This is a genomic window from Paenibacillus sinopodophylli, assembly GCF_005930355.1.
GTDB classification, from domain to species: Bacteria; Bacillota; Bacilli; order Paenibacillales; family Paenibacillaceae; genus Pristimantibacillus; species Pristimantibacillus sinopodophylli.
In genome coordinates this window covers 54161-76496 of the sequence record NZ_VDBO01000016.1, presented here as the reverse complement: position 1 = coordinate 76496, position 22336 = coordinate 54161, and the positions used below count along the sequence as shown (strand labels likewise).

Here is a 22336-nt window from a genome sequence, read left to right as displayed (position 1 = left end):
CAACATGTTACACAATTCACGCAAATTGGCATGGCGCAAGAGCGCGCTGCTTATCGTGGCAGCATTGCTCGTCATGACATTGGCGGCATGCGGCGCGAAAGAAACCGAAGTTGCAACGTACAAAGGCGGCAACGTAACAGATAAGGAATTTAACAAGTATTTGGATGTATTCACTGTGATTCAGCCTACCTACGCACAGCTTGTTGAAATACCGCAATTTAAGGAGCAGTTGCTCCAGCAGTATATTTCATACAAAATTCTTGGCAGTCAGGCTTCTGACGAATCTGTTAAAACAGCCGAGAAAGAAGTAGCCGAGCAAATGACGGAGTTTAAGTCTCAGCTCAAAACAAATACGGAGCTAAAAGCTGCTTTAGATGCGAAGAAATTGAAAAACAAAGATATGGAAAATTATTTGCTGCTCAGTTCGAAGGTCGTTGCACACATGAACTCCCAAGTGACAGAAGAGCAAATGAAAACGGAATATGAAACGAATCTAATTAATTATGCTACGGTTACGGTGCGTCATATTCTAGTAGCTACTAAGGATCAATCTTCGCAGGAAGAGAAGGAGCTTCGCACAGCTGAAGAAGCTCTAGCTCGCGCCAAAGAAGTGAAACAGAAGCTTGATGCAGGCGGAGACTGGGCAGTACTTGCCAAAGAGTATTCCGATGATCCAGGCTCTAAGGAAAAAGGCGGCCTTTACGAGAACCAAAAAAATGGTAATTGGGTAGAAGAGTTTAAACAGGCAGCGTTCAAACAAGAAATTGGTATTGTTGGAGAGCCTGTGGAAACAGAGTTCGGCTACCATGTTATTCTTGTAGAGAAACGCGATACGCCTGCCTTCGATACATTGGCTGATGCAGCCAAAGAAGACGTGAAAAGCGCAGTAGCGTATACGCTGATGAATAAATACATGACGGACGAGCTTCCTAAGCAAGAAATCGTAAGCAAGCTTCCTAAGGCTGAAGAAGAGACGCCTGCAAGCGATGCGCCTGCTGGCGACGATGCTGCGGCAACAGATGCTCCAACCGAAGCGCCTGCAACAAAATAATCAGAATGCTTACCGGACCCTTTAACCATGCCGTGGTTAAGGGGTCTTTTTCATGCAATATGACGCTAAGGATGGATGGTAGGATAAGACAAATGTATCGTGATGCTCCAACCTGCCATTGTGATTAAGCTCGTAAAGCGGCGGGTTAAAGAAAATAAATGGTTGCCAGTACTCACCTTGGGTTTACCTAGGGTGAGTTTTTTGTTATTTATAATGTCAGGAAATATGTCATAAATGAATTGGAAAAAGCATATCACAAAGAGTGTTGAAATTACAGTGTTATAATTAATGACGTAAAATTGAATAAAAACACCCCTAAAAGTCTATTTTTAAGTAAAATTCTATCCATTTAAAATTTTGGTGTAAAGTATATTGACATACATATTATGGTCATTCTATAATGAAACCACGAACGATACAAAATGTTTCTTAGAGAACGTTCGGAAATAGAGGGAAATATACAGAACTGGGGAGTGGGAAGATGAAAAAGAGAATGTTTTATCAATTCAGTGTGTTGCTAGTTGCAGTAACGATCGTATTGGCAGGCTGCGGAGCAAATGACAACAAAACGGCATCTACGAATGGAGAGACAGATAAAGCAACAAACACAGCGAATTCGGGAGCAAGCACAGAGGGGGAAATTAAAGTAGGCATCCTGCACTCGCAGAGTGGCACGATGGCAATTAGTGAGGTTTCAGTTATTGATGCTGAGATGATGGCTATTGATGAGATTAATGCAGCAGGCGGGGTATTAGGCAAAAAAATCGTGCCTGTGCTAGAGGATGGTGCTTCTGATTGGCCGACCTTTGCTGAGAAAGCTCGTAAGCTCATTTCTGAAGATAAGGTAGCTACCGTATTCGGCGGGTGGACCTCTGCTAGCCGGAAAGCAATGAAACCGGTATTCGAGGAGCTAAACGGCTTACTCTGGTACCCAGTGCAGTACGAAGGACTGGAATCATCCCCTAATATCTTCTACACAGGAGCTACGACGAACCAACAGATCGTTCCTTCGGTCTCGTGGCTGCTTGAAAACCGCGGTAAGAAATTTTATTTGCTTGGCTCAGACTATGTGTTCCCTCGCACCGCAAACCTCGTTATTAAAGAGCAGTTGAAAGCGGAGGGCGGCGAGCTCGTTGGTGAAGAATATACACCGCTCGGCCATACCGATTACAGTACTTTGATCAGCAAGATCAAACAAGCGAAACCGGATGTTGTGTACAATACATTGAATGGTGACAGTAACGTTGCCTTCTTCAAGCAGTTGAAGGATGCGGGAATTACAGCTAAAGATTTGACGACCTTGTCCGTATCGGTTGCAGAGGAAGAGATTCGCGGCATTGGTGTCGATGTGCTGGAAGGTCACCTTGCAGCGTGGAATTACTATCAAACGACAGATACGCCGGCTAACAAAACATTCGTTGAGAATTATAAGAAAAAATTCGGAGATGAGCGTGTAACGGCCGATCCGATTGAAGCGGGCTATACGGCAGTGTATTTATGGGCTGCGGCGGTCGAGAAGGCTGGATCGGTTGAAGTGGATAAGGTGAAAGAAGCGGCCAAAGAGCTGGAGTGGGACGCTCCGGAGGGTAAAGTGAAAATTGATGGTGCGACTCAGCATATCTACAAAACGGTTCGAATCGGCGAGGTGCAGGCTGATGGTCAATTCAAGGAATTGTGGAATTCGGGTGAAGCTGTTAAGCCTGATCCTTATTTGAAGGGCTACGAATGGGCGGCTAGCATTCAACCGACAGAATAGTTCATAAGCAAGCTATGGTCTAATACGCAGCCATAAAAGGGGGAGTATTCGAGTAGCTTCGAATGCTCCCCCTTCTGTTTGGCAAAGGTGAACAGCAACGGCGGTTTACGTTAGAGGGGAGCGGTCATATGGAAGTGTTTCTGCTGCAGATATTCAATGGATTGAGCATCAGCTCTATCTTGTTGCTTGTTGCTTTGGGTCTAGCGATTACGTTCGGCCTCATGAAGGTAATCAATATGGCGCACGGCGAGTTGATTATGATTGGTGCTTACTCGACGTACCTTACACAAAATTTGTTTCATGATTATTTGCCCAAATCAATGTTTGATTGGTATTTCGTATTGGCGGTGCCAGTTAGCTTTGTGATCGCTTTTCTTTTTGGTCTTATTCTTGAAATGTCGCTCATTCGCTTCTTATATGGCCGGCCGCTTGACAGCTTGCTTGCGACATGGGGAGTAGGCCTAGTATTGCAGCAGTTGGCTAGGTCCATATTCGGTGCTCCTAACGTAGCAGTAACGAGCCCGGCATGGCTGAATGGCGGTCTGAAAATTATGGATGGTACGCTGCTTCCTTATAAACGCATATTCATTATCGCTCTTGTGATTGCTTGCTTAGTAGCGATGTACTTCTACATTTATCGCAGCCATGAGGGAAGACGGATGCGAGCAGTGATGCAAAATCGTGATATGGCCTCATGTCTTGGCGTGTCAACAAGGCGGGTGGATGCGATGACCTTCGCCATTGGCTCAGGTATTGCGGGAATTGCTGGCTGCGCGTTGACGCTATTAGGTCCTATTGGTCCTTCGCTCGGGACGTATTATATCGTTGATGCCTTTATGGTGGTTGTGCTTGGCGGGGTTGGGAAGCTAGTTGGAACTGTGCTCGGTGCAACAGGAATCGGTATGTTCAATACACTGTTCGAGTATTGGACGAATGCGTCGCTTGGTAAAGTGCTCGTGTTTGTTTGTATCGTTGCCTTCCTGCAATGGAAGCCTATGGGGCTTGTTGCCATGCGTTCGAGGTCGCTGGATTAGGATAAGGAGGGTGGATGCTCATGCGATTGCAAAAATTTACGCCACAGCGTATTTGGATATTGATTGGTTATGCAGCAGCAGCGGCAGCTTTATTCTCGGCACCGCTGTTCGTAAGTGATTTCAGGCTCAATCTGCTTGCGAAATTTCTAGCCTTTGCTATCGTGGCGCTCGGGCTTGACCTCATATGGGGCTACACTGGAATTCTGAGCTTAGGGCATGGCATCTTCTTTGGACTTGGTGCGTACGCGATGGCTATGTATTTGAAGCTCGAGGCAAGCGGAGGCAAGCCGCCTGATTTCATGGGGTGGAGCGGGCTAAAGGAGCTTCCCTTGTTCTGGCAGCCGTTCCAAAGCTTCTGGTTTGCTGTGGCTATGGGCATTGCGATACCGGCTCTGCTCGCGCTGGTGCTTGGATATTTCACTTTCCGCAATCGGATTAGGGGCGTGTATTTCACAATATTAACGCAGGCGCTCGTCATTATTACGACAACGCTTCTCATTGGCCAGCAAGCATTCACTGGCGGCACGAATGGCATTACAGGATATTCGACCGTACTCGGCTATGCAATCGGTTCGCCCGAAACGAAACGTGTATTGTATTACATTACGGTTGTTGCGCTTATCGCTATTTTTATCTTCTGCCGTTATGTCATTGGAAGTCGGTTCGGCAAGGTGCTCCGCGCTATTCGTGACGGGGAGAACAGGGCTAGGTTCATCGGCTACAACCCTGCGATTTATCAAATGGTCGTGTTCACCATTTCCGCAGGGATTGCAGGCGTTGCAGGTATGCTGTTTGTGCTCCATGTCGGCATTATTTCACCGTCTATGCTAGGCATCGTGCCATCAATTGAAATGGTATTGTGGGTCGCTATCGGAGGACGCGGGACGTTGGTTGGAGCTGCGCTTGGTGCGATATTAATGAACTGGGCTAAAAGTGAGTTCAGTACAGCGTATCCGCAGGGCTGGTTATTTTTTATGGGATTACTGTTCGTGGTTGTTGTGGTGTTCCTGCCTAAGGGCGTTGCAGGTCTGGTCAGCCAAATCAAGTTTCGCAAAAAAAGGAGAGAGCCGAATCATGAAGGAATCCGCAATCCTGCTGTGTGATGATGTAACGGTTGAATTCGATGGCTTCAAGGCTGTTCAAGGGATGAACTTGAAGCTGGATAAGGGAGAGCTTCGTTTTCTTATCGGACCGAATGGAGCGGGCAAAACGACCATTCTAGACGTGATCTGCGGCAAGGTAAGGCCTACCACGGGGCGTGTAACCTTCGGCAAAGTCGATATAACGAGGAAGAAGGAGCATCAGATCGCGGAGCTTGGCATCGGACGAAAGTTTCAGGCTCCTTCGATTTTTCCATCCATGACCGTATTTGAAAACTTGGAAATTGCAATGCGTCAGAAGCGTACTGTGTTTGCTACTCTGTTTGCTAGAATGGCGGAGGAGGAACGTTCGCGTATTGATGGACAGCTTACGATGATCGGTTTGCAGAAGAAGGCGGAATGGCGGGCAGGGGGCTTGTCGCATGGGGAGAAGCAGTGGCTGGAGATTGGCATGATGCTGCTTCAGGAACCAGAAATTTTGCTGCTCGATGAGCCCGTAGCAGGGATGACGGACAAGGAGACGGATAAAACGGGCGAGCTCCTTCATGAGATTGCCCGCAAGCGGTCTATTGTCGTTGTAGAGCATGACATGGAATTTGTGCGAAACTTTGCGAGCAAGGTTACGGTCATGCATGAGGGGAAATTGCTGAAAGAAGGCTCGATGGATGAGGTTCAGCGAGACGATCGCGTGGCTGAAGTGTATTTGGGGAAAAGGCGGGATGCTGATGTTAGCCGTTCAACAGCTTGAGGCAGGTTATGGTGAGAGTGTCATTCTGCGTGATGTGTCTTTGAAGGTGGAGAAGGGGCAGGTCGTATGCCTGTTAGGACGCAATGGCGTAGGCAAGACAACACTTATGAAGAGTATCATGGGGCTGCTGAAAGCGCGCGTGGGCTCTGTTTCTTATAATGGATCGGATCTGACGAAGAAAGCGCCAGGGCTGAGAGCGAGAAGTGGTATTGGCTATGTGCCGCAGGGACGAGAAATATTCGCACAGCTATCCGTTTATGAAAATTTGCTGCTTGGCTTGGAAGCGTCGAAGGTAAAGGTTTCCGCTGTGCCGGAAGAAGCACTCGCGAAGTTTCCTGTGCTGCCAACCATGTATGAGCGGCGCGGCGGTGATCTAAGCGGCGGACAGCAGCAGCAGCTTGCGTTCGCGAGGGCGCTTGCCTCCAAGCCGGAGGTGCTGCTGCTCGATGAGCCATGCGAAGGTATACAGCCCTCGATTGTTGATGATATTCGCGATGTTATCCGCTCCATTAAGGCGGATGGGCAGACGGCGGTTCTGCTTGTCGAGCAGAGTCTTGAATTTGTTAAAAGCGTGGGCGATTATTTCTACGTGCTTGAGAAAGGTGCGATTGCTTGGGAGGGTGGTCTGGAATCACTCGATGATGAGGTTATCCGCAAATATTTGACGGTGTAGAGAAATGAAGTCATTTCTTGTGTATTGTGAAAAGAAGCGCATCTGCCGAATGAGCAGATGCGCTTCTTTTTAGTATAAATATTTCTCGACGATTGCTTGATAAACCGCCTTAGGGCGTAGTCCAACAAGCTTATCCATTGGTATTCCGTCCTGATAGACGATAACCGTGGGCATGCCCAGCACGCCTGCTGCTGAGGCGGAAGCCGGTAGGTTCTCACAGTTGACCTTTACGATATCAAGTCTTCCATTCAAATCATGATCCAGCTCATCCAAAATGCCAAACAGCGTCTTGCAGGGCGGGCACCAAGGCGTTCCGTAGTCCACAAGCACGACACCGCTGCTTACTATCGATACGAGCATTTGATCTGATTCTGCATTCCTAATTGTCACCGTAGTCCTCCTCATTTTTTAGTGGAAGCACCTTGCTGCAACGAGGTCATTCGATCGACTAAATTAGCTTTAATTTGAGTAAGTTGAGCGAGCTGTCTTTCGATTTCGGCAAGTTTTTGCTCATAAACAGGCATGACCTCGGTGCAGAACGCTTCTTTATTTTTTAGCACGCAGGTAAGGAAACTAGAAATTTGCTCCGTTGTTAAACCGAGATTCAAATAAAGCTTAATGGTTGCGGCGGTATCCACCGCGAGCGGAGAATAGTTGCGGTAACCATTAGGCAAACGGATAGAGGTGATTAGTCCTTGTTTCTCGTAATGGCGCAAAGATCGTACGCTAATACCTGTTAATTGCGATAATTCACCGATTCTCATAGCGGGGCCCCCGAGGTTGTGAAATGGTTTAAATTTAGTATAAACGTTGACATCAGTGTCAGGGTCAACTGTTTCTTTTGAACGAAAGAAAAATAAATGTAGGCCTTTTTAGTAATTGCTTATTTATGTAAAAAGTGATATCATTTTTATATCAAAACAATATAAAGAAAACGAAGGGGCGAGAATCTATGAATGAAAAAAAAGCATGGTACGTAAGTGGATATTTGGCGCTGCTACTATCGGTTGTGACAATAGCGGGCGGTGCATTCTTAATCATTAATGAGGCTTCTAAGGATAATGTGTCGCCATTGTTTATTGTTGTTGGCATCGTACTGCTTCTGCTTGCAGCAATCTGTTTGTCATCACTTATGATCGTCCAGCCGAATGAAGCGAAGGTTGTCACCTTCTTCGGTACGTATATGGGCTCGGTGCTGGAGAGCGGCTTGTGGATGGTGCTCCCTCTTACGAGCAAAACGAATATTTCGTTGAAGGTACGCAATTTCAACAGCCAGACGCTTAAAGTGAATGATGCGGAAGGAAATCCGGTTGAAATTGGCGCCGTCGTCGTGTTTAAAGTGATGGATACGGCAAGAGCGAGCTTTGATGTAGACAATTATGAGCGATTTGTCGAGATTCAAAGCGAGACGGCTGTTCGTCATATTGCGGCGCAATATCCGTACGATGTGTTTTCTGATGATGCAGCAGTGTCGCTTAGAGGGAATGCAGATGAAGTGGCAGCAGAGCTTAACCGTGAATTGCAAATCCGACTATCGGCAGCAGGTGTGAAAGTGATAGAAACTCGGCTTACCCACCTGGCATATGCTCAGGAAATCGCAAGTGCAATGCTTCAGAGACAGCAGGCGATTGCGATTGTATCGGCTCGCTCGAAGATTGTGGAGGGAGCAGTCGGCATGGTGGATATGGCGCTGCGCCAGCTTGAAGAGAACGGCATTAAGCTCGATGATGAACGACGGGCTGCAATGGTGAACAACTTAATGGTGGCGATCGTGTCCGATCGTGCCGCGACTCCGGTTATCAATACAGGAACGTTGTACGGCTAGAGGCGAACGATATGGCAAAAGAAAAGAAAGCATTTCCGCTTCGATTGGATCCGGATATTCATCGTGCGCTTGAGCAGTGGGCTGCCGATGAATTCCGGAGCGTCAATGGGCACATTGAGTTTTTGCTGAGAGAAGCGCTGGGCAAGGCTGGCAGGCTGAAGCGGCCGGTCAAAGAGGAAGAGTAAATAAGCTTCGCTTGTGAGAGTATGAAGAGCGGTTATCAGGGTTTGACTGATGACCGCTTTTTGGATGCAAAAAAGAGTGTAACTCAGCATAATGTAATAAAACCTAACATATTAATTGACAATTCCGTATGTTTCGCTCTATACTACGAATTAACGTTAAGTTTTATTACAATTAAATAAAGGCTTTCATAAGCAAGTTAGTGTGGGAGCAATAAGTTGTCTAGGGTTCCGTTTGAATCGTTTGCTGTGCTTCGCATGAAGCGGCAAGGAAATGGTTTAAGTTCTGGTCCGAGAGACGGCGTATAGCAAGTTGCCGTATAGGCTCCAAGCTGTATAACACGGAAGGATAAAAGCCTGGGAGACATACTCCTGGGTTTTTCTTTATTCCTAAATAAATAAAGGAGTGATCCTATGCTGGCTGCAGCATCGAGTAACGGCACGATTGAAATGAAGGGATTGCAGAAAGTATACGAGTCGAAAAAAAGTCGGTTCGAAGCGCTGCGAGACATTGATCTGACAATCGGAGAAAATGAATTTTTGACTATTTTGGGACCATCCGGCTGCGGAAAGTCGACGCTGCTTCGCATGGTGGCTGGTCTTGATGAGCCAAGCGGCGGATCACTTCAGGTAGATGGAGAGGAAATTATCGGGCCGGGCTCCGACCGCGGGATGGTATTTCAAGGGTATACGCTATTCCCGTGGCTGACTGTACGCGAAAATATTGAATACGGGCTGAAGCTTAAAGGGGTATCCATTATGGAGCGCCGCAGCATATCCAATTACTTCTTGAAGGTGATACGCCTTGAATCCTTCGACAAAGCGTACCCGAAGCAGTTGTCAGGCGGCATGAAGCAGCGAGTGGCCATAGCGCGTGCGCTTGCGAATCGGCCGAAGGTACTGCTGATGGATGAACCGTTCGGAGCGCTCGACGCTCAGACGAAGCTGGAAATGCAGGAAATGCTGCTCGAAGTGTGGGAGAAGGAAAAGACGACAGTGCTGTTCATTACGCATGATATTGATGAGGCTATATTCCTATCTCAGCGAATTGTGGTAATGGCTGCGGGACCTGGTCGAATTCTAAAGGAATTCCGTGTAGAGCTGCCAGAGGCTCGTACGCCGGAGGTGCGCGAGCATCCTGATTTCCTTGCTTTGAAGCGAGAGCTTGGGCAATTGTTGAAGCATTAGCTCATCTCGATCATTCGAATATTCAGCGGTTAATCATAGGAGGTATGAGGATGGCGAAAGCGTCTGGAACAGATAGTGTAGAAAGTGTAAATCGAGATCAAGAAGTTTTGTTATCTCCTGGGCCAAAGGCGCGGCCGCGCCTCCTTAAGGTACTGGGCATCATTGTGATTGCCATGTTCTTCAGACATCCTGCAGCTCTCTCCGGAGCGGCAGGATGTTTTTTGTTCAAAACATAGGAAAGGGTATAATTTCGCCATTCTTTCTCTTTATTTCTCTGAAGTAAACGCGCCGTCAAAGCACGGCGACAGCCGCTTCACTTTGATGGGGCAAATGCCGCGGGTGATTGAATCTCCAAATGATTCATGATTGCATGCAAGCAAAAGGGAGAAGTGGGGAATGCTGAGAAAGGATAATAAGGAAGCGGAAACGCGGGGCTGGCGTGATCGTTGATCCCCTTATCAAAAAGAGATGGAACGTTTGGCTGGAACTTTAATCCGTGCATAAGAATTTGGGAGCGGATGAATACTATGGTCAGATTCAAAATCTTTGAAGGATGTTTCTTCTTCGTTATAAACAAGTCAAGCGTAAACGGCTGTCGCCATCCTCTGAGGCAAAAGCAGTCGTTTCGCGGAGATATATAAGCACATTTATATGCTAAAACATATAAATCCTTATATATTGAATGAGTCCAGTCGATTCAAAATCCTCTAGGAAAGCGGGGCAACAAGAAATGAAAGCAACTGGAATTGTACGTCGCATCGATGATCTCGGGCGTGTGGTGATTCCGAAGGAGATCCGCCGTACACTGCGTATTCGCGAGGGTGACCCTCTAGAAATATTTGTAGATCGTGATGGCGAAGTTATTCTAAAAAAATATTCTCCTATCGGCGAGCTTGGCGATTTCGCAAAGGAGTACGCGGAGTCGTTATTCGAGGGCACGAACCACATTACATTAATTACGGACCGGGATACCATAATCGCTGTTGCAGGAGCTTCCAAGAAAGAGCTGCTTGATAAGCAGGTAGGCGCTGTGCTGGAGAACTGCATGGAGAACCGTAAAACGCTGGCTGAAACGAATGGCGGAGCTTTCGAAATTGTGAAGGATATTCAGGAGAACTATACTTCATTCGTGATTGCTCCAATTATCGCAGGCGGCGATCCGATTGGAACGGTTGTACTGCTCAGCAAGGATGAATCGGTCAAAATGGCGAACATGGAAACGAAAATGGCCGAGACAGCTGCAGGCTTTTTGGCGAAGCAGATGGAACAGTAGACAGCATTGTCTGAAGGAAGAAGGACAAGAAAACCGCAAAGCCTCAGCAAATGACAGCTTCTTTAATCGAGAGAAATTTCGATTGGGGAAGCTTTTTCAACGTTTGGAATTGTGAGGTATAATAGATACCAATATCAATCGCCGGATGGCAGGGGTGTGGGAAATGAAACGCAGGCAAGATCAAATAGGGCGAGTGAGGGATACGCTCGAGCCTGCAAATAGGCAATCAGCGGTTGAAGACGACAAGGTAGTGGTACAGCTGGGAGACATACAAGCGTCCGCCAGTCATAAGCAGTCGGCAGCGGGGCATGAAGAAGGAGACGCGGAAGGCTTGCTGGCTGAAGGAGCGGTTAGAACAGCCCATGGAGCAAGGCGGCTCCTGACAAGCGGGGTTGTACTGATGGCGGGCGCTGCACTGCTGTCTAAGCTAATTGGTGTTTTTCAGAAAATTCCGCTGCAAAATTTGGCCGGCGACCGCGTGTTCGGCATTTATAACGCGGTATATCCTTTCTATCAGCTTGTAGCGGTTCTTGCTACAGCAGGCTTACCAACAGCTGTGTCGCTGTTGATTGCGGAGAGGCTGCGCAAAGGAAATGATCCGGAAGGGGTCAGGCGAACGCTGTATGCGGCCTTGCTGCTGCTTGGCGTAACGGGCATTTTGGCATTCGGCTTCATGTGGTCGGGTGCGGAGACAGCAGCTCGCTGGATTGGTGATACGGAGACGGCAGGTGCTATAAGGGCGGTATCCTTCGCGCTGCTTTTGACTCCCTTTGTCGCTGCCCTCAGGGGATATGCGCAGGGCTTGGGAAGAATGGGATTATCAGCTGCGTCACAAGTAGTAGAACAACTGATTCGAGTAGCGGTTATGCTGCTTGTGCTTACGTTAAGCTGGTCTGCGGGCTGGCCGGAGTCTACAGTGGCTTCTGGCGTTATGAGTGGGTCGGCATTCGGAGCATGCGCCGCGCTTGTGGTGCTTGCTTTGCAATCTTGGCGCGGACGCAGACGGGAGCGGCTGGCTTCTCAGCCAGGGATGCTGCGCGCTGAGATGAAGAAGCTTGCAGTGCTTGCACTGCCTGTCGCGCTGGGAGCGGTGGTTGTGCCGGTGCTTGGCGTCGTAGATGCTTTCATGGTACCACGCTTGCTTCAAGCTGGAGGTTCGTCGCCAGCGGAATCGATGTCGCTGTTTGGCATATACAGCCGTGCGCAGCCGCTTGTGCAGCTAGTTGTCATGGTTGCTGGAGCTGCGGCGGCAGCGCTTGTACCGGCAATTGCACTCGCTAGAATGCGCGGCTCTTACAGCCAGCTGCGGACACAGCTCTCGTTCACGGAAAGGGCGGCATGGGCGCTCGGCGCGGCAGCGACGATTGGACTTGTCATGCTTGCGGAGCCGCTTAATGTCATGCTGTATCAGGATTCGGCAGGTACGCGCACTTTCGCGCTTATCGGTTGCACAGCGCTTGCCGGCTGCGTGAACGCGATTACGGCGTCCGTGCTGCAGGGGCTTGGAGCGGTACGCGTTCCGGCCGTGCTGCTGCTTATTGCAGCGCTGCTCAAAGGCGTGCTGAACGCGGCGCTGGTACCGCGCTTCGGCATGGAAGGCGCCGCCGCGGCAGGCATTGCAGCGCTGACAGCCGCGGCGCTGCTTGGTACGCTTGCGGTCCGCTTCAAGGCAGCTGAAGCGGGAGCTTCGCTCGCCGGCAGCTGGGGGAAGCGGCGCGGCGCGGGTGAAGGGCGGAGGCCGCTGCTCGGCAGCGCGGCCGCAGGCACGGGCTTTGCGCTCGCGGTCATGGCCGCGGCGCTTGTTGTCGCCGAGCGAGCGCTTAGCGCCGCGCTTGGCGGACTGCCGCCTAGGGCGGCAGCAGCTGCGCTTGCGCTGACGTGCGTTGCCGTCGGCGCTTGCGCCTTCGGCGCCGCGGCTTTGCGCGGCGGCGCTGTAAGCGCGCGCGAATTGCGCGCGTTGCCGGGCGGCGGCGTATTGGCCGCCCGGTTGCAGCGCTGGCGGCTTATTCCGCCAGCGCAAGATGAGGGCTAACCGGCGGAATAGCGGCGGTTAGCCCCTACAAAGGCATCATCTTAATTGGGGACAATTCCGCCAGTTTTAATCATTCGCTAGTATTAGAATATAAGAATAGAGCCTCTGGAATTCGGCAGATACTGGTCAAACGGTATCTGCCGTTTTGTATGCAGCTAAAATTTCGATGGAGTGTTTCGTCCCCCACGTTATACATGCTGGAAACTTAGCTTCATAACATTCACTTTCTCATGAACAATAATCCACATACCACGTGTAGGAATCTCTATTTATTATAAAGGGATATGTCCTTAAGATAAGAGTGTAAGCAACATTACCCACAAAAACGGAGGTCAAAAAATGTTGAATTCATCGAAAAAGAGAAAGTATTCACCATTGCTTTTGCTCGCAAGCATTTTAATCGTAGCGGGTTGCGGAAACAACAATAACGCTGCTCCGAACAATCAAACGCCTCAGGCAAGCAACAGCACGGAACAGGCTCCTTCTGAGCAGCCTGCTGAGAAAATCACCTTGAAGGCTATCGGTCATGCGAGCTGGTTCAAAACAGGCATTGATGCTGTTCTGAAGGACGCAGCGGATAAGGTGGGAATATCGTTAGAAATTGAGAAGGTTCCGGAAGGTACGGATGGCGATAATCTGATCAAGACGAAATTCGCGACCAAGGACGTTCCGGATCTCCTATTCTACTACCCGGATACGAACGATAATTCAGGTCTCGGCAAGCTGTCGGATGTGTTCGTGCCACAGGATGATCAAGAATGGATCGCGAATTTCGACAGCAGTGCATGGAACTACTTAACCAGTGATCAGCATGTGTATGCTGCTCCTTACGGTGGAGCTAATATCGGGGTAGTGCTCTACAATAAGCAGGTGTTTGAGAGCTTAGATTTGGAAATTCCTACTACTATGGATGAATTCTGGGCGACGGCGGACGTTATCAAAGATGCAGGGAAAATTCCCGTCTATTTATCCGGCAAGGATTCATGGACATTGCAGCTTGCTCCGCTCCAATCCGGCGCACGTCCAGCGGATGCGGATTTGTTGAAGAAAATAGAGAAGAACGAGGCAAAACTGACAGATTGGAAAAATAAAGAGACGGGCATCACATTCCTTAAGGATATATTCGAGAAAGGGTATACGAATAAGGATGTTCTCTCCGACACGTATGACAACGCGCAGCAAGCATTGACTAATGGGGATGCCGCTATGTATTTCATGGCTACTTGGGTAATGAACGATATCGTCACCAAGTTCCCGGATCAAGTTAACGATATTGGTTCCTTTATTATGCCGTTCGACGGCGATGCTTCATATGCCACGGCATTCGCTCCTAATGCCATATTTGTTCCAAAAGGGAAAAATCAGGAGGCAGCGCAAAAATTCATCAATTATTTTGAATCTGTCGCGACGCAAGATGTCTACTTTAGCAATGAAGGCGGCATTCCAACGATTAAAGGTGTAACGAAACTCACATTAACACCTGCTGAGATAGAGGCCAAGGCGTTCTCCGATGCAGGCAAAGTTTTCGCTGGAGATCCGTACAAGATGAAATATGCTTATGATTCTAATTTCCCAAGCTACCTGCAAGAAGTTCTTGTGAAGGATAGAAGAACTCCGGCTCAAGTTATGGAAGGCATACAGAAAGATTTTGAGAAAAATGCAAAAGCCAAAGAAGATCCGAATTTCAAATAAAGCGGAGAAGGGGCTGGATTCTGCGTAAGCAGACGCCCCCTTCTTTCTCTCGAGGTGTCCTATGCTTCAACGATATTACTACTCTCATTTGCTGCTAGTCCCGGGTCTCATTCTGTTTGGTGTGTTTTTCATTGTACCCTCGTTGGCGGCTTTCTATTTTGCCTTTACGAATATGGATGCTGCCTTTCAAGTTACGCGATGGGTTGGATTCGACAACTTCAGGATTCTGTTCGAAGATGATGATGCGATTCTTGCTTTCAAGAATACCTTTATATTTGCAGCGATAACTACGGTGTTTAAAGTATTGCTTGGTTTCTTTCTGGCCATCTTCGCCAATCAAAAGCTGAAATCGGTTTTGTTTCTTCGCTCCGTAATCTTTTTTCCTGCCATATTGAGTACGGTAGGCGTAGCAACAGCTTTTGTTTCGTTCATGCACCCGAGTAATGGATTGCTTAATGGTTTTTTAGAGTTTGTTCACCTTGATGCGCTTAAGCGCTCTTGGCTAACCGATCCTTCAATCGTTATTTATTCGATTAGCCTTGTAGAGATATGGAAATGGACCGGTTTTTCGATGATGTTGTTCCTTGCCGCATTGCAGACCATATCGCAGGATGTGATTGAATCAGCACGAATTGATGGAGCTTCCTCGTGGCGCATGATTAAGGACATAACGGTCCCAATGATTATGCCTGTCTTGAATACGACCGTTATCCTCAATTTAATTGGGGGATTGAAAGTATTTGATATTGTGTACGCTTTGACAGGAGGCGGGCCGGGAAGTGCTTCGAGTGTATTGAACACGCTGGTCTACCGGGCATTCTCCAATGGCCGCAATGGAGAGGCGACAGCTGCGAATCTATTGCTGTTCGTCATCGTGCTTGTTGTCGTTCTGCTGGTTAACCGAATTTTAAACAGACCTACTGAAAGGTGATTCTATTGAAGAAATGGAAGAGATACATCGCCGAGTTTATTGCGATCCTCATAAGCGGTTTTGTAGCGATACCGTTGTATCTGGTCGTCATAAATTCTTTCAAGACAAAAGCTGATGCTGCAGAGATGAGCCTATCCTTACCCAAAGTTTGGAACGTGTTGAAGAACTATGAGGAAGTGCTGAAGGCGGCCAAAATCCCGCAAGCATTTTGGAACACCTCCGTTGTGACAGTAGGCTCAATCATTGTGCTCATTATTCTATGTTCATTGACTGCCTTTATTATTCAGAGACGAAATAGTGCAACAACCAGAATCACAGAGATGCTTATTATTACGGGAATTATTTTGCCGATTACAGTGATAACCACGTTTTATTTAATGGATTCTCTTGGACTTGTCCGAACCTACATGGGTGTCATTCTCTTATATGTATCTGGAAATTTTGCTTTCACAACTTACCTGTACATTTCTTTTATTAAAGGCATTCCCAGAGAACTAGATGAAGCGGCCATGATTGATGGGATTGGTCGAATCAGCCTGTTCTTCAAAATCATTTTTCCATTGCTTAAGCCGGCTACGGCTACCGCGGTAATCGTGGCTTTCATGTCCATCTGGAACGACTTCTTTACTCCGTTTTATTTCCTGAATACAGCGAGCAGGTATACGCTCAGCGTTACGATCTATTTTTTCATGGGGCAGCATTCAAGCGACTGGAATCTGGTCTTTGCCAATATTGTTATCGTCTCGTTTCCGGTCATTATTCTTTATTTATTCATGCAGAGGTACATTATTTCGGGGCTAACCGCCGGCGCAGTCAAAAGTTAAATCAGGAAAAAGGAAGGATTGGGTCATTTGAGACACATACACTTACTTTGCAATGCACACCTTGATCCCGTATGGCAATGGGAGTGGGAGGAGGGCGCTGCCGCTGCCGTATCTACTTTCCGTTCGGCAGCGCAGCTGTGCGAAGAGTACGAGGGCTTCGTCTTCAACCATAATGAGGTTATCTTATATAAATGGATTGAAGAGTACGAGCCAGAGCTGTTTGTTCGAATTCAGAAGCTTGTAAAGCAAGGGAAATGGAATATCATTGGTGGTTGGTATTTACAGCCGGACTGCAATATGCCATCAGGAGAGTCGATCGTCAGACAGATTCTGCTCGGCAGAAGTTATTTTAAACAAAAATTCGATGCGGAACCGACAACGGCTGTTAATTTCGATACGTTCGGACATAGTCGCGGCTTGGTACAAATTCTTAAAAAAAGCGGATTTGATTCTTATATTTTCATGAGACCGGATAGTCGTGAGCTAAGCTTGCCGGCAGAGGATTTTACTTGGGTAGGATTCGACGGATCAGAAATTGCTGTTCATCGCATCTATCCAGGATACAATTCAGCCATGGGCAAAGCGGCAGAGAAAATCGACAAGTGGATGGATGCCCATAAGGACAAGCAGGTTGGATTAATTGCATGGGGAGTCGGCAATCATGGTGGAGGGCCATCTAGACTAGATCTCGACAGGATTGGCGAAATGATGAGCAGCTTGAAGGAAGATGTGCTCATTCATTCTAACCCGGAGGCGTATTTCCAAGAACTAAGGGAACACAATACGGTCCTTCCTAAGTTTGAGAGGAGTCTAAATCCCAACCAGGTAGGTTGCTATACGTCCCAGATCAGAATTAAGCAGAAGCACCGATTGCTGGAGAACGAAACCTACTTGCTTGAGAAAATGTTATCAAGCGCTTCTATTCAGGGCTACATGACATATCCGGCGTCGGAAATACACGAAGTCCACCTTGATTTGGCAACGGCACAATTTCACGATATATTGCCAGGCTCCTCCGTTGAGCCCGTTGAACAATCATCCCTGCGAATTATGGATCATGGTTTAGAAATCGTCTCCAGACTGAGAGCGAGAGCCTTCTTTGCACTCATGAACGGTCAGTCCGCTGCTCTGGAGGGGGAAATACCGATCATGGTATACAATCCGCATCCATTCCGCGTTGCAGGTATTTTTGAATGCGAATTTGTTCTTGCTGATCAGAACTGGGGACCCGATTTTGCTTGGCCTGTTATTCGCCAGAACGGAAATCTCATTGCCAGCCAGGTTGAAAAGCAACTGAGCAATTTAAACTTTTTCGATTGGAGAAAAAGAGTATCCTTCTATGCAGTTCTAGAGCCCTCGCAAATGAATAGGTTTGATTGCAGCACACAATTCATACCGGAGAAGCCCAAGGTGCAGCTTCAGGAGCAGGATGGGAAATTTACGTTTGTTACGGAAGAGCTGGAAGTTGTAATCAATGCTAGCACCGGACTGATGGATAAGTATTGTGTGAATGGAAGAGATTTTCTGAAAAGCAACGCTTTCCTGCCTCTGGTCATAGACGATGACGACGATGCTTGGGGAATGGCGGTATATCGTTTTTCAGACGTGTTAGGGCAATTTGAGCTGATGACGCCGGAAGCTGGAGCGAAGTTCTCCGGTACGACTGAAACCGCTGTTTCATCGGTAAGAGTCATTGAGGACGGCGAAGTTCGGACTGTCGTCGAAGTGCTCTTGCAATATGGCAGCTCAGCGATATGCCAAACGTACAAGCTGCCCAAGCGTGGAACTAAGATTCAGGTTCAAATGGTCGTGCATTGGAATGAGAAGAGCAAGATGCTGAAGCTGTCCATCCCCACTCCATTTCCAGAAGCCCATTATTTGGGTCAAACCGCATATGGCATAGACACACTGCCTGATGACGGCTCAGAGGCTGTGTCGCAGAAGTGGTCGGCAGTTGCCTCGCAAGAGGACGATGCGATGTTTACATGTATTAATGACGGGGTATATGGATCGGACTACCAGAATGGGGAAGTCAGAATTTCCTTGCTGCGATCGCCAGGTTACACGGGGCATTCCGCCTTCGATGATTCTGGGTTTGATAGAAGCAAAACCATTATGCTTCAGGATCGCTATTCTCCTCGGATAGACATTGGCGAGCGTAATTTCAATTTCTGGTTTGATGGTGGACGATACGATGAGTCTCTTGATCGTGTGGATAGAGAAGCATTGATCCATAATGAAAAACCGGTTGCGCTCTCGGTATTTCCCTCCGGGGCCGGAGTACCCGCACAACCTCTTGTTATTCTAGGCGACCAAGCCATTCAATTGGCGGCTTTCAAAAAAGTAGAGTTTGGCGACGATTATATCATCCGTTTGTTCGAGCCTACGGGGAGGAGCCGGACTACGGTGCTCCAGATTCCTTTATTCGGGATAGAGCAAGATATACATTTCAATGCATTCGAAATCAAGACGTTTCGGCTTAGCGCGGTAACGAAGTCGTTGGCAGAGACGGGCTTAATGGAAGATTAAGCCCGATCCTCGGGGTTTCGATATTCAGATGGAGTCAAGCCAACGACTGTTTTGAAGACGCGGCTAAAGTAATGCTGATCCCGATATCCGACGAATTCGGCGATATCCTTCAGCAGCATCGAAGGGTAAGTGTCTATAAGCTCTTTGGCTTTATTCATGCGCAAGGTTGTGAGCAATTCGACAAAAGATTTGCCGCTGTAGTCTCGGAATAAATTCCACAAATTCGTATTAGAAATTTGGAATATGGTTGTGAGATCTTGAATCGACAGCGGTTCTCTCATGTTTGTTTTCATATAGGTCTCGATTTGTTGATAAAGATCTTCTCTGCGATTGTTTTTCGTTTCAGGATTCCACGTGTGTACAATAAAATTCCAGTAAGCTTCGGCAGCCTCTTGGAAAGTAGGCGTTGTATAGACAAGCTCTTCTACCCGTAATTCAAGCTTCTTTAACACATTAATGTCAGGTACTGGGGATTGGTTCTCGATCAAATGCAGTATTCTTTTCAAATATTTCTCAATGTATATGGAAGGGGTTTGTTCCTTTTCTGCAATCTGAAAGATTTGAAGGATATACCGTTTAATCGAAGACCAGTCCTTGTTTGACAAATAGGAAACAAGCTTGTATTCATCGGACACGGTCAGAAGGACAGCGAAAGGACGGACCGTGTTTGATGTCTCGGCAGCCCGGATGAGCTGATGCTTGCCGATTACAATACTTCCGTACAGACGCTCATTTAATAGCACATAAAACGCTTTGAGTTTTTCAATCATTTGGAATCGCTCGCTGTACACAATGGTCACTGGCTCATCAGCATTGTAGAAATACGTCTGTGTATGTGCCATGATTTTATCCAATAGTTTTCTAGGCAACTCATATCCAGCGATGAGTACGGCGATTTCTTTTCCAGACTTTGTAGCAAATGCCCAGAGCTCATCAGGAGCGCTTACAAACGGACGGATGGAATCAAGATAGAGCTCAGTGGGATCCTGCGTTTGTGGAAACATAAAGTCTATATCTATAGACGATTGGTTCTGTGAAATGAGGATTAGAACGTATTGCTCGTAAGGAAATATCATTTTTTTGATTTCAGTAGGAATTTCTAGAGGATGCTCCGAGAGGAGCATCCTCTTCATAATTTCCTGGCTGCGCAAAGTCGCTTTTTGCTTTTGTTGCTTGTACAGATTCAGAATCGTTTGATTGAAGATTTCGTTAGACAAAGGTTTGAGCAAATAATCGGTTACGTTGGAGCGCATCGCCTCGCGTGCGTAGTCGAAAGTAGAATGTCCACTCACCAATACAACCTTAATGGCAGGCCATCTTTGTTGAATGGTCCGGGCAAGCTGCAGGCCGTCTACTCCCAGCATCTGTATGTCGGTGAATACAATGTCCGGCAGCAAGGCTGGAATTTGCTCAATTGCTTTCTGAGCGTTATAAAATTCATGAATGACCTGCAAGGGGATCTCTGGATGGTCGTTATTAAACTGCCTAATCAAGTGCTTCAGTTCCTCGATAAAGATCGGCTCATCATCTACTAGGATTATTCTCATAGGACTGTCTCCCTCTATTATGCGTTAGTTTATGATTTTTCCAATCAGAATGACGGATGAGCCGTGGTCCGGGTTGTTCTTTAATTCATACGTAAATGACTCTTTCGCAAACAGCTTCATTCTAGCCATTGTGCTGATAAGTCCCATCCCGCCGAATGTTAATGGCGTATTGGGCTCCTGTTCCAGTCCTGCAATATAATTTTCAATTTCCGTTTTACAACGGTTCAGGTTATCGAGTGTCCATCCCACCCCATTGTCGCATATGGTTATTCTCCACTCATGCGAGTCAACGGTAGCATGCAGCTTAATGATTAATGGACGATCATCATCGGGAAAGCCGTGCTGAATGCAATTTTCCACCAAGGGCTGCAGGGTGAGTTTGGGCAATAATAGGTTGGCTATTGCGTCGTCAATTTGTATGTCATAATGCAAGCGGTGCAAATACCGCGATTTCATTAATTCAAGATATTTAGTCGTATAAGCAGCCTCTTTATCGAGCATGACGATAGCGGATCTCGTTTCAATGGAATACCTAAGAAAGTCAGCCAGGTTGCTGCAAATGTAAGTTAGCTGTTCGGTTTGCTTGTTCCTGCTCAGAGCCTGAATGACCCCGAGCATGTTGAATAGAAAATGCGGATTAATCTGGGACTGCAGTGAATTGAAATGGGACTGCAATTGCATGGTTCGGAAATGAATCGTTTCTTCAAGGGAATGGTGCAATCGTTCATTCATTCGACGAAACGAGCGGTTAATTTTTTCAATTTCGTTCATTTTGTATTTGTTTTCAATTTCAAGCTTGTTGTCTTCAAGATCTATGGAATCAATTACTTTTTTCAGCTTAGTTAAAGGTGAGGTTAATGCTTTGGAAAGGATCAGAAACAAGATTACGGAAAAGAACAGAACAACGAATATCGTGAGTAGAGCGACATTGCGAAACAATTTAATAGGACCAAGCAGCTTGTTCTCGGGAATGGCAAGTACAACAGAAAGATCCATTATATCCGAGGATTGAATAAACAAGTGTTCATTTCTATCGGTAGTTTGATGAACAAATGACTGCTTGGAGGACTGTTGAATGAAATCCTGATAGCGGCCAATATCATTTGCTAAGAGCTGGTCAGGTGCACTAGAGCTTGTCCAAACCACTTCGTTGTTGGCTACAATGAGGAAGTTATAATCGGTTAATTGCGAGATCTTGTAAAGACCGACAATATTCGCGATTTCGATCTGGACTTCGAGATAGCTGGATTGGTTAATACTGTCCAGTGCGCGAGTAAGCGAGACGTTAGAGACATCGTTGCTCGGCATCCAGTGATCGTTAGAATCAAAACGAATGACAGCGGCTCCTCCGGCATTTCTTGCTGGTGATAGCCAGTTATTGTTCTGAATGGATTGAGCGAGAGTTAGTTGAACGGGCTTAGTGGAGAACTGTTCGCCTGATTCATTAAACACAGAGATGCGATAATAATTCTGATAAATCGAGTTCATCAGCAAGAGGAATCTATCAATGGATTGACGGGAGTAGAACTCTTCCAATTCATTGTTGGAGGAGGTAAGGTTTTTAAGATAATCAATCATATTGTGACCGGTATTATCGTAGCTCATATAAAATTGGGTGCTGATCATATTAAACTCGGTTGAATAATCCTCGAGGTTCCCAGTAATGTTTTTTATAATTTCATTTAAGTTGCTCGTAATATTATCTTCGATATTGTTTTCTAGATAGGTGTAAATTGGAATTGCTACTCCAACGCCGAGCAGAATAAGAATGAGCATATAGGTTATAAAAAGCTTGGCTTGCAGGCTCTTAAGCATCAGGCCAGGTCACTCCTCTGCTCTTTCGGCATGTAATTAAAGTGATTGTAACATAGATCCACATTCATTTTGGATAGATGGAGGATAATCCACATGGTTGTTGTACAATAATCTATTTAACTAAACCCCTTATGTT

General features: G+C 47.0%; 20 protein-coding genes and 1 riboswitch. Of the genes, 16 read left to right on the top strand and 4 right to left on the bottom strand.

The features are described 5' to 3' along the window. The first annotated feature begins 4 nt into the window (after nt 1–4). From FGT79_RS27545 to urtE, 6 genes are all read left to right on the top strand, one after another. A complete protein-coding gene (locus FGT79_RS27545; RefSeq protein WP_138756052.1) occupies nt 5–1051 on the top strand; it encodes a peptidylprolyl isomerase in 1047 nt (348 codons plus the stop codon). Nucleotides 1052–1532: 481 nt separating this feature from the next. Further along, on the top strand, nt 1533–2807 hold the full coding sequence (urtA, locus tag FGT79_RS27540; protein WP_171056481.1) for an urea ABC transporter substrate-binding protein: 1275 nt from the start codon (nt 1533–1535) through the stop codon (nt 2805–2807). A 128-nt stretch (nt 2808–2935) separates the two neighbouring features. Beyond that, nucleotides 2936–3841, top strand: a complete 906-nt coding sequence (urtB, locus tag FGT79_RS27535) for an urea ABC transporter permease subunit UrtB (RefSeq protein WP_138756051.1) — start codon at nt 2936–2938, stop codon at nt 3839–3841. A gap of 20 nt (nt 3842–3861) precedes the next feature. Continuing rightward, nucleotides 3862–4944: an urea ABC transporter permease subunit UrtC gene (gene urtC, locus FGT79_RS27530; RefSeq protein WP_138756050.1), complete on the top strand. Its 1083-nt coding sequence runs from the start codon at nt 3862–3864 to the stop codon at nt 4942–4944. Further along, complete coding sequence (gene urtD / locus FGT79_RS27525) at nt 4916–5689, top strand: urea ABC transporter ATP-binding protein UrtD (RefSeq protein ID WP_138756049.1); 774 nt, start codon at nt 4916–4918, stop codon at nt 5687–5689. Before urtC ends, urtD begins: the two co-directional genes overlap by 29 nt. Then, on the top strand, nt 5667–6362 hold the full coding sequence (gene urtE, locus FGT79_RS27520) for an urea ABC transporter ATP-binding subunit UrtE (protein ID WP_138756048.1): 696 nt from the start codon (nt 5667–5669) through the stop codon (nt 6360–6362). The genes urtD and urtE overlap by 23 nt, the downstream gene beginning before the upstream one ends. A gap of 69 nt (nt 6363–6431) precedes the next feature. On the opposite strand, the gene FGT79_RS27515 is transcribed toward urtE, so the two are convergent. Then, on the bottom strand, nt 6432–6752 hold the full coding sequence (locus FGT79_RS27515; RefSeq protein WP_342778542.1) for a thioredoxin family protein: 321 nt from the start codon (nt 6750–6752) through the stop codon (nt 6432–6434). A gap of 11 nt (nt 6753–6763) precedes the next feature. Continuing rightward, nucleotides 6764–7126, bottom strand: a complete 363-nt coding sequence (locus FGT79_RS27510) for a MerR family transcriptional regulator (protein WP_138756047.1) — start codon at nt 7124–7126, stop codon at nt 6764–6766. 188 nt (nt 7127–7314) lie between these two features. Between FGT79_RS27510 and FGT79_RS27505 the strand changes: the two genes are divergently transcribed. The 10 genes from FGT79_RS27505 to FGT79_RS27465 all read left to right on the top strand — a co-directional run bounded on the left by FGT79_RS27505 (nt 7315) and on the right by FGT79_RS27465 (nt 18838). Further along, on the top strand, nt 7315–8187 hold the full coding sequence (locus FGT79_RS27505; RefSeq protein ID WP_138756046.1) for an SPFH domain-containing protein: 873 nt from the start codon (nt 7315–7317) through the stop codon (nt 8185–8187). An 11-nt stretch (nt 8188–8198) separates the two neighbouring features. Continuing rightward, the gene (locus FGT79_RS31405; protein WP_171056480.1) at nt 8199–8372 is read left to right on the top strand and encodes a type II toxin-antitoxin system antitoxin; all 174 of its coding nucleotides are present in this window, start codon (nt 8199–8201) and stop codon (nt 8370–8372) included. 209 nt (nt 8373–8581) lie between these two features. Continuing rightward, nucleotides 8582–8735, top strand: a riboswitch (guanidine-I (ykkC/yxkD leader). A gap of 48 nt (nt 8736–8783) precedes the next feature. After that, complete coding sequence (locus FGT79_RS27500) at nt 8784–9557, top strand: ABC transporter ATP-binding protein (protein ID WP_138756045.1); 774 nt, start codon at nt 8784–8786, stop codon at nt 9555–9557. A 50-nt stretch (nt 9558–9607) separates the two neighbouring features. After that, nucleotides 9608–9793, top strand: coding sequence for a hypothetical protein (locus tag FGT79_RS27495; RefSeq protein ID WP_138756044.1), 186 nt, complete (start codon nt 9608–9610; stop codon nt 9791–9793). A 494-nt stretch (nt 9794–10287) separates the two neighbouring features. Then, on the top strand, nt 10288–10830 hold the full coding sequence (spoVT, locus tag FGT79_RS27490) for a stage V sporulation protein T (RefSeq protein WP_138756043.1): 543 nt from the start codon (nt 10288–10290) through the stop codon (nt 10828–10830). Between the two features lie 163 nt (nt 10831–10993). Beyond that, nucleotides 10994–12862, top strand: a complete 1869-nt coding sequence (locus FGT79_RS27485) for a polysaccharide biosynthesis protein (RefSeq protein WP_171056479.1) — start codon at nt 10994–10996, stop codon at nt 12860–12862. Nucleotides 12863–13201: 339 nt separating this feature from the next. Then, nucleotides 13202–14554, top strand: coding sequence for an ABC transporter substrate-binding protein (locus FGT79_RS27480; protein ID WP_138756041.1), 1353 nt, complete (start codon nt 13202–13204; stop codon nt 14552–14554). Nucleotides 14555–14615: 61 nt separating this feature from the next. Beyond that, on the top strand, nt 14616–15485 hold the full coding sequence (locus tag FGT79_RS27475) for a carbohydrate ABC transporter permease (RefSeq protein WP_138756040.1): 870 nt from the start codon (nt 14616–14618) through the stop codon (nt 15483–15485). Nucleotides 15486–15490: 5 nt separating this feature from the next. Then, nucleotides 15491–16309 (top strand): carbohydrate ABC transporter permease, encoded by an 819-nt coding sequence (locus FGT79_RS27470; RefSeq protein WP_138756039.1) that lies wholly within the window; start codon nt 15491–15493, stop codon nt 16307–16309. Between the two features lie 27 nt (nt 16310–16336). Next, complete coding sequence (locus FGT79_RS27465; protein ID WP_138756038.1) at nt 16337–18838, top strand: glycoside hydrolase family 38 N-terminal domain-containing protein; 2502 nt, start codon at nt 16337–16339, stop codon at nt 18836–18838. On the opposite strand, the gene FGT79_RS27460 is transcribed toward FGT79_RS27465, so the two are convergent. Both FGT79_RS27460 and FGT79_RS27455 read right to left on the bottom strand, forming a co-directional pair. After that, on the bottom strand, nt 18835–20385 hold the full coding sequence (locus tag FGT79_RS27460; protein ID WP_138756037.1) for a response regulator transcription factor: 1551 nt from the start codon (nt 20383–20385) through the stop codon (nt 18835–18837). The genes FGT79_RS27465 and FGT79_RS27460 overlap by 4 nt on opposite strands. 24 nt (nt 20386–20409) lie before the next feature. After that, on the bottom strand, nt 20410–22200 hold the full coding sequence (locus tag FGT79_RS27455; protein WP_138756036.1) for a sensor histidine kinase: 1791 nt from the start codon (nt 22198–22200) through the stop codon (nt 20410–20412). Nucleotides 22201–22336 lie beyond the last annotated feature (136 nt).

Excerpts from the sequence above, each read along its gene's own strand:
- FGT79_RS27545 (WP_138756052.1), top strand. The coding sequence starts at position 5 with ATGTTACACAATTCACGCAAATTGGCATGGCGCAAGAGCGCGCTGCTT.
- urtA (WP_171056481.1), top strand. The coding sequence starts at position 1,533 with ATGAAAAAGAGAATGTTTTATCAATTCAGTGTGTTGCTAGTTGCAGTA.
- urtB (WP_138756051.1), top strand. The coding sequence starts at position 2,936 with ATGGAAGTGTTTCTGCTGCAGATATTCAATGGATTGAGCATCAGCTCT.
- urtC (WP_138756050.1), top strand. The coding sequence starts at position 3,862 with ATGCGATTGCAAAAATTTACGCCACAGCGTATTTGGATATTGATTGGT.
- urtD (WP_138756049.1), top strand. The coding sequence starts at position 4,916 with ATGAAGGAATCCGCAATCCTGCTGTGTGATGATGTAACGGTTGAATTC.
- urtE (WP_138756048.1), top strand. The coding sequence starts at position 5,667 with ATGTTAGCCGTTCAACAGCTTGAGGCAGGTTATGGTGAGAGTGTCATT.
- FGT79_RS27510 (WP_138756047.1), bottom strand. The coding sequence starts at position 7,126 with ATGAGAATCGGTGAATTATCGCAATTAACAGGTATTAGCGTACGATCT.
- FGT79_RS27505 (WP_138756046.1), top strand. The coding sequence starts at position 7,315 with ATGAATGAAAAAAAAGCATGGTACGTAAGTGGATATTTGGCGCTGCTA.
- FGT79_RS31405 (WP_171056480.1), top strand. The coding sequence starts at position 8,199 with ATGGCAAAAGAAAAGAAAGCATTTCCGCTTCGATTGGATCCGGATATT.
- FGT79_RS27500 (WP_138756045.1), top strand. The coding sequence starts at position 8,784 with ATGCTGGCTGCAGCATCGAGTAACGGCACGATTGAAATGAAGGGATTG.
- FGT79_RS27495 (WP_138756044.1), top strand. The coding sequence starts at position 9,608 with ATGGCGAAAGCGTCTGGAACAGATAGTGTAGAAAGTGTAAATCGAGAT.
- spoVT (WP_138756043.1), top strand. The coding sequence starts at position 10,288 with ATGAAAGCAACTGGAATTGTACGTCGCATCGATGATCTCGGGCGTGTG.
- FGT79_RS27485 (WP_171056479.1), top strand. The coding sequence starts at position 10,994 with ATGAAACGCAGGCAAGATCAAATAGGGCGAGTGAGGGATACGCTCGAG.
- FGT79_RS27480 (WP_138756041.1), top strand. The coding sequence starts at position 13,202 with ATGTTGAATTCATCGAAAAAGAGAAAGTATTCACCATTGCTTTTGCTC.
- FGT79_RS27475 (WP_138756040.1), top strand. The coding sequence starts at position 14,616 with ATGCTTCAACGATATTACTACTCTCATTTGCTGCTAGTCCCGGGTCTC.
- FGT79_RS27460 (WP_138756037.1), bottom strand. The coding sequence starts at position 20,385 with ATGAGAATAATCCTAGTAGATGATGAGCCGATCTTTATCGAGGAACTG.
- FGT79_RS27455 (WP_138756036.1), bottom strand. The coding sequence starts at position 22,200 with ATGCTTAAGAGCCTGCAAGCCAAGCTTTTTATAACCTATATGCTCATT.